The sequence below is a fragment of the Serratia sp. M24T3 genome (genome assembly GCF_000257645.1).
GTDB lineage: Bacteria > Pseudomonadota > Gammaproteobacteria > Enterobacterales > Enterobacteriaceae > Rouxiella.
Map to the genome: position 1 here is coordinate 1 of NZ_AJHJ01000035.1, position 13,782 is coordinate 13,782.

A 13,782-nucleotide genomic window follows, 5' to 3' on the forward strand; every position below is an offset into this window, starting at 1 on the left:
AAACGGAAAAACCTCAGTCGAAAGACTGGGGTTTTTTTGTTTGCCTGCTATAGGGCGGTTCTCGGCGCGAGCCGGGGTTTTTTGCTGTCGATGATTTAAGAAAAAAAGCGCGAGGGCGGGTCAAGAGCCGGTCAGGAACGCAAAAAAAGAGGGCCCCTGTCTGACGACAGGGGCCTTTTTGCTGTTGCGGAGGGCGAAAACTGCGGTCAGCGGCTTCCCTTTGGGTGATAAAAGGCGCTGCGAGCACGAGAGGAGGGGCAAAAAAGCGCTGAAAACAGTCGCGTCAGCCCTTTCAGGGTCATTTAACTAACTCTAGACTGCAAAAAATTATCCCTATGTGCTTAAAATTAGATCACTTTAAGACGAGTTTTCCTTCTGACTATAGCTAAATACAATGCCTCTACTCCTTATTTTTATGCCAAAAATCCCACTTTCCAATCCTACAAATAACCTATCGTTATGAGAATTTGGCATTAAGCTGAATAATTTTCACCTTGCACATGCAAGCTCGACATACTGGTTGAAACGCGTTATCTTCGGGCATCTAGATGTCTAAACGTATAAGCGGATGTAGTGAGGAAGTTGTTATGCCAATTCGGGTCCCAGATGAGTTACCAGCCGTGAACTTTTTGCGCAATGAAAACGTGTTTGTGATGACGTCTTCGCGTGCAAAAACTCAAGAAATCCGTCCACTCAAGGTGCTGATACTCAATTTGATGCCGAAGAAGATCGAGACGGAGAACCAGTTCCTGCGTCTGCTTTCTAATTCCCCATTGCAGATAGACGTGCAGCTATTGCGTATCGACAGCCGTGAGTCAAAAAACACGCCTGCCGAGCATTTGAATAACTTTTACTGCGATTTTGAAGACATCCAGCATGATAACTACGACGGACTTATTGTCACTGGTGCTCCGCTGGGTCTGGTCGATTTCTGTGACGTTGCGTATTGGCCGCAGATAGAACGTATCGTGCATTGGGCAAAAGAACATGTTACTTCAACGCTGTTTGTTTGCTGGGCGGTGCAGGCTGCATTGAACGTGCTTTACGGCATGCCAAAAATGACCCGTGAGACCAAGATCTCAGGCGTTTTTTCGCATCAAACCTTGCAGCCACTGGCATTGCTGACTCGTGGTTTTGACGAATCATTCCTGGCACCTCATTCTCGCTATGCCGATTTCCCTATTGAGGAACTGCGTAAGTACAGCGATTTGGATATTCTGGCTGAGTCAGAAGATGCCGGTGCCTATTTGTTTGCCACCAAAGACAAACGTATGGCCTTTGTCACCGGTCATCCCGAATATGATGCCGGGACTTTGGCGGGCGAGTATCTGCGGGATTTGGCCGCTGGCCTGTCACCTGATATGCCAAACAATTATTTCCCAAAAGATGACCCAGAACTGGCGCCTAAAGCTAGCTGGCGCAGCCATGGGCACCTGTTGTTCACCAACTGGCTCAACTACTACGTTTACCAGATTACGCCATTCGACCTGCGCCATATGAACCCTACGCTGGAATGAACTCTCAAGTGATTGGTTCTCTGTGGGGCATTCACCGCTGTTGAACTGATCTTTAAGCAATCCCCCAAGTTTTAAAGCGGCCATTAAGTTGGCCGTTTTCTTTTTTGTAATCCTGGATCCCAATACCACGCTTCATCAACGTTCTTCTCGCAAAAAATGCAATTAATGGAATCTCATCCTGTTTTTCAAAAAATAATTTATCTTCTAATTCCATGTATAAAAACGTGTTTATTTTTATTTCGAATAAAAATGGAAATCGTTTTTGATTTTATTTTTTTATTGATTACTCTTAACTCTACTGGCTATTAAATAACCTGTCAGATCGTGTTGTTAGAAACGATCCTTGAGATGTCGGGTAACACGGCCAAGATCGTTGCGTCGTGCTCAGATAAGTTAAGGCTGAGTACCTTGATAAATCAGGAGATTGTTGATGACACAACAGATAACACGCAGTTCACTCGACTTTACGCTGCCATCTTCACAGCAGACTGCCAGTGTTTTGACTGAACAGGCAGTAGACTTTTTATCCGATCTGGTGAGCCAATTCACACACAAACGCAACCAGCTGCTCGCCGAAAGAAAGGTAATTCAAGCTGGTATCGATCGAGGTGTATTGCCTGATTTTATTTCGGAAACTAATTCCATTCGTGATACCAATTGGCAGATCCAAAATATTCCTGACGACCTGCGCGATCGTCGAGTAGAGATCACTGGACCGGTTGAAAGAAAAATGGTGATTAATGCGTTGAATGCCAATGTAAAAGTTTTTATGGCTGACTTTGAGGACTCATTGGCACCGGATTGGAAAAAAGTGATTGAAGGCCAAATTAATCTGCGCGATGCCGTGCGCGGAACCATCAGCTACACCAATGAAGCAGGCAAGATTTATCAACTTAAGCCCGATCCCGCTGTTTTGGTCTGTCGTGTAAGAGGAATGCATCTGCCTGAAAAGCATGTCCTGTGGCAAGGAGAACCCATCCCCGGTGGCCTGTTTGATTTTGCCTTGTACTTCTTCCACAACTATCAGGCGCTATTGGCCAAGGGGAGCGGCCCCTATTTTTATCTGCCGAAAATGCAGTCCTACAAAGAAGCGCAATGGTGGAGCGAAGTATTCAGTTTTGCCGAGGATAGCGTCGGCCTGCCGCGCGGTACTATCAAAGCCACCGTGCTGATCGAAACCCTGCCAGCGGTGTTCCAGATGGATGAGTTCCTCTACCACCTTCGCGAACATATTGTTGGGCTTAACTGCGGGCGCTGGGACTATATATTCAGTTATATCAAGACATTGAAAAACTATCCTGATCGCGTGTTGCCTGATCGCCAAGTAATGACCATGGAACAACCGTTCCTGAATGCCTACTCGCGTTTATTAATAAAAACCTGTCACCGACGCGGCGCTTTTGCGATGGGTGGAATGGCGGCATTTATCCCAAGCAAAGACCCGCAGCGTAATGAGTGGGTGCTCAATAAAGTCATTAAAGATAAAGAGTTGGAAGCCAGCAACGGGCATGACGGTACCTGGATTGCGCATCCTGGCCTCGCTGATACCGCGATGGCGGTATTTAATCAGGCACTGGGCGCGCGTGCTAATCAACTCGAAGTCACACGTGAGCAGGATGCTCCCATTTTTGCCGAACAGCTGCTTGCGGCTGGCACCGGCCCGCGCACTGAAGAGGGTATGCGCGCCAATATTCGCGTAGCCGTGCAGTACATCGAGGCGTGGATCTCTGGCAACGGTTGCGTTCCGATTTATGGACTGATGGAAGATGCCGCTACTGCTGAAATCTCGAGGACTTCTATCTGGCAATGGATCCATCACGGTACATCCTTGGACGACGGCCAGCAGGTTACCAAAACCCTGTTTCGCCAGATGTTGGCAGAAGAGATACAGGTGATCCAGCAAGAGCTGGGAGAACAACGTTTTAGCGCCGGACGTTTTCAGGAAGCGGCTGCGCTAATGGAAAAGATCACGACACAAGATGAATTAATCGACTTTCTTACGCTGCCGGGCTACGCGCTGCTGGCTTGATTTTGTCCCCCTACAAAACCGGAGTCACAACTATGAAAATTACTCGTAGCCAACAGATACATCAACTCGAAGAAAGTTGGTCACAGCCACGCTGGGAAGGCATCACGCGACCTTATAGCGCGGCAGAAGTTATCAGCCTTCGCGGTTCTATTAGTCCTGAATGCACGCTTGCCCAGTTGGGAGCGGCCAGATTGTGGGATCTACTGCATGGCGCTTCCCGCAAGGGGTACGTCAACTGTTTGGGGGCGTTGACCGGTGGGCAGGCACTGCAACAGGCGAAAGCCGGGATTGAGGCGATTTATCTTTCCGGCTGGCAGGTAGCAGCTGATGCCAACACTGCATCGAGCATGTATCCCGACCAGTCACTTTATCCGGTGAATTCGGTGCCGGAAGTGGTAACACGTATTAATAATACTTTTCGCCGCGCTGACCAGATCCAGTGGGCAAACAATATTGAACCTGGCCATCCGAGTTACACCGACTATTTCCTGCCGATTGTTGCCGATGCAGAAGCCGGTTTTGGCGGCGTGCTTAATGCTTTCGAGCTGATGAAGGCGATGGTTGAAGCCGGTGCCGCGGCGGTGCATTTTGAAGATCAGCTGGCAGCAGTGAAAAAGTGCGGTCATATGGGCGGTAAGGTTCTGGTTCCGACGCAAGAAGCGGTGCAAAAACTGATTTCTGCACGTTTGGCTGCTGACGTGCTGGGCGTGCCGACCATTTTAGTGGCGCGAACTGATGCCGATGCGGCAGACTTGATCACCTCCGATTGCGATCCATACGACAGCCCTTACATTACCGGCGAGCGCACTCACGAAGGTTTCTTCCGTACCGATGCTGGTATCGAGCAGGCGATAGCGCGCGGCCTGGCTTACGCACCGTATGCTGATGTTGTCTGGTGTGAAACTTCCACCCCAGACCTGGCTCTGGCTAAACGATTTGCCGAGGCCATCCATCAGCGTTTCCCTGGAAAACTGCTGGCCTACAATTGTTCTCCATCGTTCAATTGGAAGAAAAATCTAGATGATCAAACCATTGCGACTTTCCAGGAGCAGTTGGCTGCAATGGGTTATCAGTATCAGTTCATCACTCTGGCGGGGATCCACAGCATGTGGTTCAACATGTTTGACCTTGCCCACGCCTACGCGCAGGGTCAAGGCATGAAGCATTATGTCGACAAGGTGCAACAGCCAGAGTTTGACGCTGTTTCGCGAGGCTATACTTTCGCCTCTCATCAGCAGGAAGTCGGTACCGGCTACTTCGACAAAGTCACCACTATTATCCAGGGTGGGCGTTCCTCGGTCACGGCGTTGACCGGCTCTACGGAAGAGCAGCAGTTTTCCTGAAAACGCAATGGCCCGTAGCTTTATGCGGGCCTTTTTCATGCAATTTTACTGCGATCGGAGCTGAACGATGAAAACCGAACTGCTGATTGCCCAAACTATCCTGCAAGGTTTCGATGCGCAGTATGGACGTTTTTTGGAAATCACTTCCGGCGCACAGCAGCGTTTTGAGCAGGCTGACTGGCTGTCCGTGCAGCAGGCGATGAAGCAGCGCATTCATCTTTATGACCATCACGTTGGACTGGTTGTGAGTCAGCTTAAATGCATTACTGTCCCCTATTTTTATGACGCGACATTTACCGCCCGCGTTAAGCGCTGTTACAGCGAATTGTTGCCGGATTATCCTCGCGGAGAAATAGCAGAAAGCTTTTTCAACTCGGTTTATTGCCGCATCTTCAAACATCGTGAGTTAATCGAGGATCGGCTGTTTATTTTCAGCGAACAGCATCCCGATAGCGGAAAATGCCTCTCCCGTCCTTTGGCTCGAAGAATTAATCCTCGTGCTGACCTTTTGAATATGCTGCATAAATTATTGATTGAGCTGCCACTGCGCCTGACGTGGCAGGACATTCATCGCGACACTCTTGCCATATCCGATGTGCTGGCTGAAAACTTTCCCGAAGACTCAATGGATCAAATTGAGTTTGAAATCGTCACCGAGCTTTTTTATCGCAACAAAGCCGCATGGATAATCGGCAAGATTCGATTACCTGGCAAGATTCACCCTTTTTTGCTGCCTATTCATCAGGATGAGCACGGAAAACTGTTCGTGGATACTTGCCTGACCGAGCATGATGATGCCAGCATTGTTTTCGGCTTTGCTCGTTCATATTTTATGGTTTATGCCCCTCATCCCGGCGCGCTGGTTGAATGGCTGCGGGAAGTTCTACCTTCAAAAACAACCGCTGAGCTTTATAGTGCGATTGGTTGTCAAAAACATGCAAAAACAGAATGTTACCGTGAGCATCTGCGCTACATGGCTTCGAGCAGCGATCCCTTTATTATTGCTCCGGGCGTGAAAGGCATGGTGATGCTGGTATTTACCCTTCCCGGCAGCGATAGGGTATTTAAGGTTATCAAAGATCGTTTTGCACCGCCAAAACAGGTGACTGAACAGCGAGTACGCGAATGCTATCAGCTAGTTAAAGAGCACGACCGTGTAGGCCGTATGGCCGATACTCAAGAGTTTGAACATTTCGTTCTGCCCAAAGATCGTATCTGTCCTGAGCTGATGGCAGAGCTACAGAAAGAAGCTGGCAACAAAATCCAGGATCTTGGTGATAGCATTGCCCTGAGCCATCTCTATATTGAACGCCGCATGACCCCGCTAAACCTCTATCTCGGCCAGGCAAATTCAAAACAGCTACACGAAGTAATCGAAGAGTATGGTAATGCAATCAAGCAATTAGCAGCGGCAAATATTTTCCCTGGCGACATGCTGTTTAAAAATTTTGGCGTCACTCGCCACGGTCGCGTGGTGTTCTATGATTACGACGAAATTTGCTACATGACCGAAATAAACTTCCGTGATTTACCCAAGGCCCTTTATCCGGAAGATGAGTTGGCAAACGGCCCATGGTACAGCGTTGCCGACAACGACGTTTTTCCAGAAGAGTTTCGCTATTTTCTCTGTAGCGACAAACGCTTGCGGCCATACTTTGATGCTCTGCACGGTGATCTTTTTTGCGCTGATTACTGGCGCGGGCTGCAAAAGCGTATTCAGGCCGGGCATGTCGAAGACGTGTTTGCCTACCGTCGCAAGCAACGGTTTATCCATCGAAATATGCAGCGCCACTCGTACTCAAAGGCGCTGCCGATGCAGTTGCCTATTACCGATTAGTGTTTGCCTCCGCCGTAAGCTTGCGTAATTTCTTTCGCTGCATGGATGACTAAGGCCCCAAGTTCGGTTACGCGGTCATCGGTTATCCGCGATACTGGGCCCGAAATAGAAATTGCCGCATAGGCATCGTTATGCTCGTCATAAATACAGGTCGCCACGCAGCGCAATCCTAACGCATGTTCTTCATCATCAAAGGCATAACCGCGCTTACGCGTGTCAGCCAATTCTTGCTTGAGATTGACCGGTGAGGTACGCGTCATCGGGGTATAGCTGTGCAAACCAATTTTATGCAGCATCTTGACCAGGCGGTCTTCCGGCAGAGTCGACAAAAACGCTTTACCTGCTCCTGAGGCATGCATTGGCAGCTTGCCGCCTATCGGTGCCGACATGCGCATAAGAGCGTTACACTGCACCTGATCGATGATGATCGCCTGATAGTCACTGTGATCCAGCACGGCCAGATTCACCGTTTCGCCCGATTCTTCCATTAATCGCCGCAGCATCGGATGCACCATCGCCAATAAGTTACGGCTCTGCAGGAAACTGCTGCCGACCACAAAGGCGTGAGAGCCAATTGTCCACAACCCCAAATCACCGACCTGACGAACAAAGCCCTGTTGCTGCATGGTTGTCAGCAACCGATGTGTCGTTGAATTAGGCAATCCTGCCTGCTGCGCCAAGTCAGTTAGCGCCACGCTCCCCTGAGCTTCCGCAATATATTCAAGCAGTTTTAATCCTCGAGTGAGGGATTGCACCTGACCAGTGGCAGCACTGGCACTGGTCGACGGACTTTTAACTTTTTTTGCGCGTTTTCCTGCCGGAGCAGAAGAGGTCACCATGATGCATCCCTTTCAGCGTTGCCTAAGATACCGGCTTTAAAATATTATTTTGGAATTGGTTTTCGTTTTTACAGTATGGATCGCAAACAACTTTTGCGCTCATCCGATGTGTTGCAGACAGTTTGGAATAAAGCTCGAGGAATTGATGAAAAAGTCTCACGTTGTCGCCAATCCTGCCCATAGCCGAGGTATGCTAGGATGATTGCCGGATTTTAGTACAGTAAATACGTATAGAATGAGCACATAGTCAGGCCAAATTGTGTTGGTAGAAGCAGATTGCAAGTGATGAGGTGAAAGTGACAAATCGAGTAAACGCACTACATGAGCAGCTGGCAAAGCGGATCTTAGTCCTGGATGGCGGCATGGGTACTATGATCCAAAGCTATCGTCTGGAAGAAGAGGACTACCGCGGCACACGTTTTGCTGACTGGGAAAGCGATCTCAAAGGCAATAATGACCTTCTGGTACTGACTAAACCAGAAGTGATCACCGCTATTCATTATGGTTATCTTGAAGCCGGTGCCGACATACTCGAAACCAACACCTTTAATGCCACGCCAATCGCCATGGCCGACTACCATATGGAATCACTGTCAGCCGAGATAAACTACGAAGCTGCGCGTCTGGCACGTATTTGTGCTGATGAATGGACCGCACGCACTCCAGACAAGCCGCGTTATGTCGCCGGGGTGTTAGGTCCGACCAACCGCACGGCCTCGATCTCACCGGACGTCAATGATCCTTCGTTTCGCAATGTCTCTTTCGATCAGCTGGTGGAAGCTTACCGTGAATCGACCCGTGCATTGATTGAAGGCGGTGTTGATCTGATCATGGTGGAAACGATCTTCGACACCTTAAACGCCAAAGCTGCGACCTTTGCCGTGGAAACCGTGTTTGAAGAGATGGGCGTGCTGCTGCCGGTCATGATTTCCGGCACCATCACCGACGCCTCCGGGCGTACGCTTTCAGGGCAGACCACAGAGGCTTTTTATAACTCGCTGCGCCACGTTAAACCACTGACCTTTGGCCTTAACTGTGCTTTGGGCCCTGACGAGCTGCGACAATACGTGGCCGAGCTGTCGCGTATCTCCGAATGCTACGTCACCGCGCACCCTAATGCCGGCTTGCCCAACGCTTTTGGTGAGTACGATCTCGAAGCCAAAGAAATGGCCGAGCATATCGGTGAGTGGGCGAGATCAGGATTTCTGAATATCGTTGGCGGCTGCTGTGGCACCACGCCAGCACACATCGCGGCCATGGTTAAAGTGCTTGAAGGCGTGCCACCTCGCCAACTGCCAAAAATCCCGGTGGCTTGCCGCCTTGCCGGTCTAGAACCTTTAACCATTGACGCACAGACGCTTTTCGTTAACGTCGGTGAACGCACCAACGTGACCGGCTCCGCGCGCTTCAAAAAATTAATCAAAGAAGAGAAGTATCTCGAAGCACTGGCGGTTGCTCGTCAGCAGGTTGAAAGTGGCGCGCAAATTATTGATATCAACATGGACGAAGGCATGCTCGATGCCGAAGCCGCCATGGTGAAATTCCTGCATCTAATTGCCGGTGAGCCTGATATTGCCCGCGTGCCGATCATGATTGACTCTTCAAAATGGGACGTCATCGAAAAAGGCCTTAAATGCATCCAGGGCAAAGGCATCGTTAACTCGATCTCCATGAAAGAAGGGGAAGAGGCTTTCCTCAAATACGCTCGCAAGGTTCGCCGCTACGGCGCCGCGATGGTGGTGATGGCCTTCGACGAAGTAGGGCAGGCGGATACTCGTGCTCGTAAAATTGAAATCTGCCGCCGTGCTTACAAGTTATTGACCGAAGAGGTCGGATTCCCACCGGAAGATATCATTTTCGACCCGAATATCTTTGCTGTGGCGACCGGTATCGAAGAGCATAACAACTACGCCGTCGACTTTATCGAGGCCTGTGCCGACATCAAAGCCGAGTTGCCACACGCGCTGATTTCTGGTGGCGTCTCCAACGTTTCCTTCTCGTTCCGTGGTAACGACCCGGTGCGCGAAGCAATTCATGCCGTGTTCTTGTATCACGCGATTCGTAACGGCATGGATATGGGCATCGTTAACGCTGGTCAGCTGGCGATTTACGACGATTTAAGCACCGAACTACGTGACGCGGTTGAAGATGTGATTCTTAACCGGCGTGAGGACGGTACCGAGCGTTTGCTCGATTTGGCCGAGAAATATCGCGGTAGCAAAGACGATGGCGAAGCGAATAAACAACAGGCTGAATGGCGTGGTTGGGAAGTTAAAAAGCGTCTCGAATACTCATTGGTGAAAGGTATTACCGAATTTATCGAGCTGGATACCGAAGAAGCGCGTCAACTGGCAGCAAGACCTATCGAAGTGATCGAAGGGCCATTAATGGATGGCATGAATGTCGTTGGTGATTTGTTTGGTGAAGGAAAAATGTTCCTGCCGCAGGTGGTAAAATCTGCCCGCGTGATGAAGCAGGCGGTGGCGTATCTTCAGCCGTACATTGAGGCTAGCAAAGAGAAGGGTAAAACTAACGGTAAAATCTTGCTGGCAACAGTAAAAGGCGACGTTCACGACATCGGAAAAAATATCGTCGGAGTGGTTTTGCAGTGCAACAACTATGAAATCATCGACTTAGGCGTTATGGTCCCAACCGATAAAATTCTTAAAACCGCCATTGAAGAAAACGTCGATATTATCGGGCTTTCTGGACTGATCACGCCGTCTTTGGATGAAATGGTCAATGTGGCGAAAGAGATGCAGCGTCGCGGTTTCACTATTCCACTGCTGATAGGCGGTGCAACTACCTCTAAAGCCCACACTGCGGTGAAAATCGAGCAGAACTATAAAGGTTCAACCACTTACGTGCAGAATGCTTCCCGTTCTGTTGGTGTAGTTTCCGCCTTGTTGTCCGATGAGCAGCGCGATGCGTTTATCGAGAAAACACGCAAAGAGTACGATACGGTGCGTATCCAGCATGGGCGCAAGAAACCGCGTACTCCGCCGGTAAGCCTGGAAAAAGCCCGAGCCAATGCTAGCCAGCTTGATTGGGAGAGCTACACGCCGCCGGTAGCAAGGCATTTAGGCATTCATCAGGTTGAGGCCAGCATTGAAACATTGCGTCGGTACATTGACTGGACGCCATTCTTTATGACCTGGTCGCTGGCAGGAAAATATCCACGTATTCTTGAAGATGAAGTGGTCGGCGAAGAGGCCAAGCGCTTGTTCCAGGATGCCAACGACTTACTGGATAAGCTTTCACGCGACAAATCGCTTAATCCGCGCGGCGTATTTGGTTTATTCCCGGCTAATCGAGTTGATGATGATATCGAAATTTATCGCGACGAAAGCCGAGAAGAAATGCTGGTTGTTAGCCACCATCTGCGCCAGCAAACCGAGAAAACGGATTTCGCCAATTATTGCCTGGCTGATTTCGTCGCACCGAAGTCCAGCGGCAAAGCTGATTACATGGGAGCCTTTGCCGTAACCGGTGGTTTGGAAGAGGATGCCTTGGCCGAGGCCTATGACAAGAAGCACGATGATTACAATAAAATCATGATTAAAGCGCTGTCTGACCGTTTGGCTGAAGGTTTTGCGGAATATTTGCATGAGCAGGTGCGCAAGCTTCACTGGGGCTTTGCAGCAGATGAAAACCTCAGTAATGAAGAATTAATTCGTGAAAACTATCAGGGAATACGCCCGGCACCCGGTTATCCGGCCTGCCCGGAGCACACTGAGAAAGGACAAATCTGGAAGCTGTTGGATGTCGAAACCCACACCGGTATGCAGTTGACTGAGTCATTCGCCATGTGGCCTGGTGCTGCCGTTTCTGGATGGTATTTCAGTCATCCCGAAAGCAAATACTTCGCCGTGGCGCAAATCCAGCGCGATCAGGTTGAAGACTACGCAGCGCGTAAAGGTATGCCAATAACTGAAGTTGAGCGCTGGCTGGCACCTAATCTTGGTTATGATGCTGATTAACCTAATTATGTGACTTACCCATTTTGTGAAGCGCTAAGCACTTCTTCAATTTGGTATGAGACTGAGTAGTGCTTCAATTTGGGAGGGGATAAATATTTTCTCGCGAACGGGAGAGGGTTAGGGAGGGGAGCTGCCATCTTGGGCTCCCCAGCAAATCCTTATCTATTTCGTATTGCTTCACCCTACCTCAACATCAATCTGCAAGGCATCGTAGCGCCAGTATTCCAGATCGCAGTCAATGATCCGATCCTGTTGATCGCGGTTGATTCGCGTGATCACTAACGCCGGACTTCCCGACGTAACTTTCAGTGCGTTAGAAGCTTCTGTGGGTAATCGTGTCGGCACCATATCAAAACGCACACGGCCATATTTTATCCCATAGCGAGACAAGTACAGATCGGTCAAGGATCGGGTGAGATCGTCGTTAATGATATCTGGAAAGAACTGTGGATTTAGATAATGTTCAACGTACAGCACAGCCCGGCCATCAATGTAGCGCAGTCGACGGATGCAGTAGATGTCACTTTGCGGTGGCAAATTTAACTTCTGGCACAGACTGTCACTGCCTTTAATCTGGCTGGCGTCGATAAGCTCGGTTTGTGCGATTCGCCCCTGCTCTTTTGCCATCGCGTGGAAATGACTGCGCTGAAGCGGATTATAAAGAATACGTGGCGGCGATATAAACCAGCCGCGGCGCACTTCGCGATAGATAAGCCCCTGTGCCTCAAGCTGGCTTAGCGCCTCTCTCAGAGTAATACGGGTAGTGGAAAACTGCTCGCTCAGCGTTCTTTCCGAGGGCAAGCGTCCCTCGGCTGAATAAAGTCCGGCAGTTATTTTTTCACTCAATGTTTGGCAAATAGTTGCAACAGTGGTCTGGGATTCACTCATCAATATTCAGCCTCATTTCAGTGCATTTTTGCACCACTATGGCAATTAAAGGTTGAAGATTTGTGCACTTGTTAACAGCTATTCGCTTAAAAATGCTGCTTTATCACGCTGTCATATAATTATCACAAACGATCGTTAGATTGGCTTGGATCTTGCTGGACTAGACCAGCACTCACACACACTATCATCTGGAGCATCAGTTATGAAACAGTTGTTCGCTTCTGTGTTAACCACCGCGCTCGTTATGACAACGACTACCGCGTTTGCTGCCGAATCTCTGGCCAGTCTTGAAAAAGCCGCTAAAGCTGAAGGCACCGTGAACAGCGTTGGCATGCCTGATTCGTGGGCAAACTGGAAAGATACCTGGAATGATTTGAATACTAAATACGGCATCAAGCATAGCGATACTGACATGAGTTCCGCGCAGGAAATTGCTAAATTTCTGGCAGAAAAAAGCAACGCCAGTGCAGATATCGGTGATGTGGGGGCGGCATTTGGTCCAATAGCGGTGAAAGAGGGCGTAACTCTGCCTTATAAACCAAGTACCTGGGACCAGGTGCCTGCCTGGGCCAAAGACAAGGACGGTAACTGGGTGCTGGCTTATACTGGTACTATCGCCTTTATCATTGATAAATCTCAGGTTAAAGACGAACCACACAGCTGGGCTGACCTGATGAAAGGCAAATATAAAGTGACTATCGGCGACGTGAGTACTGCGGCGCAGGCAGCTAATGGCGTTCTTGCGGCCACTTATGCCATGGGGGGTAACGAGAAAAACCTTAAGCCGGGTCTGGATTACTTTGCCAAGCTGGCGAAGGCAGGGCGTTTGAGCCTCACCGACCCGGTTATTGCCTCGCTGGAAAAAGGCGAAGTTCAGGTTGGCGTAGTCTGGGACTTCAACGGTCTTAACTATCGTGACCAGATTGATAAAACTCGTTTTGACGTGGTGATCCCATCAGACGGCAGTATCACTTCGGGTTATTCCACCATCATTAACAAATACGGTAAGCATCCAAACGCGGCAAAATGGGCTCGTGAATATATCTTCTCCGATGCCGGCCAAATCAATCTGGCCCGTGGTTATGCGCGTCCAATCCGTGCCGAACACTTGACGTTGCCGGATGACGTAAAAGCCAAGCTGTTGCCTAACAGTGAATACGCCAACGCGCATCCGATTGCTGATCCAGAAGCCTGGAACAAGAGCGCCAAAACGCTTCCAAGGCTTTGGCAAGAGCAAGTCATGATCAATCTCCAACAATAAATCCTCGTTATCTTTCGTGCCTCAGGTGCGTTGGCAGCGCGGGCTTACCCCAGTCACTTACTTGTGTAAGCTCCCGGGGATTACGCCT

9 protein-coding genes are annotated in these 13,782 nt (G+C 49.6%); 6 read left to right on the forward strand and 3 right to left on the reverse strand.

Annotation, left to right across the window (positions count from 1 at the left end; all coding sequences use genetic code 11):
• Window positions 1-587: 587 nt before the first annotated feature.
• Window positions 588-1,517: a homoserine O-succinyltransferase gene (gene metA, locus SPM24T3_RS19730; RefSeq protein WP_009638578.1), complete on the forward strand. Its 930-nt coding sequence runs from the start codon at window positions 588-590 to the stop codon at window positions 1,515-1,517.
• A gap of 52 nt (window positions 1,518-1,569) precedes the next feature.
• Here metA and SPM24T3_RS25610 read toward each other — a convergent pair whose 3' ends face one another.
• Window positions 1,570-1,731 carry a hypothetical protein gene (locus SPM24T3_RS25610; protein WP_157135343.1) on the reverse strand — a complete coding sequence of 54 codons (162 nt, stop codon included), beginning with the start codon at window positions 1,729-1,731 and terminating at the stop codon, window positions 1,570-1,572.
• 216 nt (window positions 1,732-1,947) lie between these two features.
• On the opposite strand from SPM24T3_RS25610, the gene aceB reads away from it, so the two are divergent.
• The 3 genes from aceB to aceK all read left to right on the forward strand — a co-directional run bounded on the left by aceB (window position 1,948) and on the right by aceK (window position 6,726).
• Window positions 1,948-3,546 (forward strand): malate synthase A, encoded by a 1,599-nt coding sequence (gene aceB / locus SPM24T3_RS19735; protein WP_009638579.1) that lies wholly within the window; start codon window positions 1,948-1,950, stop codon window positions 3,544-3,546.
• A 32-nt stretch (window positions 3,547-3,578) separates the two neighbouring features.
• Window positions 3,579-4,889 (forward strand): isocitrate lyase, encoded by a 1,311-nt coding sequence (aceA, locus tag SPM24T3_RS19740; RefSeq protein WP_009638580.1) that lies wholly within the window; start codon window positions 3,579-3,581, stop codon window positions 4,887-4,889.
• Between the two features lie 67 nt (window positions 4,890-4,956).
• Window positions 4,957-6,726: a bifunctional isocitrate dehydrogenase kinase/phosphatase gene (aceK, locus tag SPM24T3_RS19745; protein WP_009638581.1), complete on the forward strand. Its 1,770-nt coding sequence runs from the start codon at window positions 4,957-4,959 to the stop codon at window positions 6,724-6,726.
• On the opposite strand, the gene iclR is transcribed toward aceK, so the two are convergent.
• Window positions 6,723-7,565, reverse strand: a complete 843-nt coding sequence (gene iclR, locus SPM24T3_RS19750) for a glyoxylate bypass operon transcriptional repressor IclR (protein ID WP_037379251.1) — start codon at window positions 7,563-7,565, stop codon at window positions 6,723-6,725. The genes aceK and iclR overlap by 4 nt on opposite strands.
• Before the next feature lie 296 nt (window positions 7,566-7,861).
• Between iclR and metH the strand changes: the two genes are divergently transcribed.
• On the forward strand, window positions 7,862-11,545 hold the full coding sequence (gene metH / locus SPM24T3_RS19755) for a methionine synthase (protein WP_009638583.1): 3,684 nt from the start codon (window positions 7,862-7,864) through the stop codon (window positions 11,543-11,545).
• A gap of 177 nt (window positions 11,546-11,722) precedes the next feature.
• On the opposite strand, the gene SPM24T3_RS19760 is transcribed toward metH, so the two are convergent.
• Complete coding sequence (locus SPM24T3_RS19760) at window positions 11,723-12,433, reverse strand: UTRA domain-containing protein (protein ID WP_009638584.1); 711 nt, start codon at window positions 12,431-12,433, stop codon at window positions 11,723-11,725.
• A 202-nt stretch (window positions 12,434-12,635) separates the two neighbouring features.
• Between SPM24T3_RS19760 and SPM24T3_RS19765 the strand changes: the two genes are divergently transcribed.
• Window positions 12,636-13,694 (forward strand): ABC transporter substrate-binding protein, encoded by a 1,059-nt coding sequence (locus SPM24T3_RS19765; protein ID WP_009638585.1) that lies wholly within the window; start codon window positions 12,636-12,638, stop codon window positions 13,692-13,694.
• Window positions 13,695-13,782: the final 88 nt, after the last annotated feature.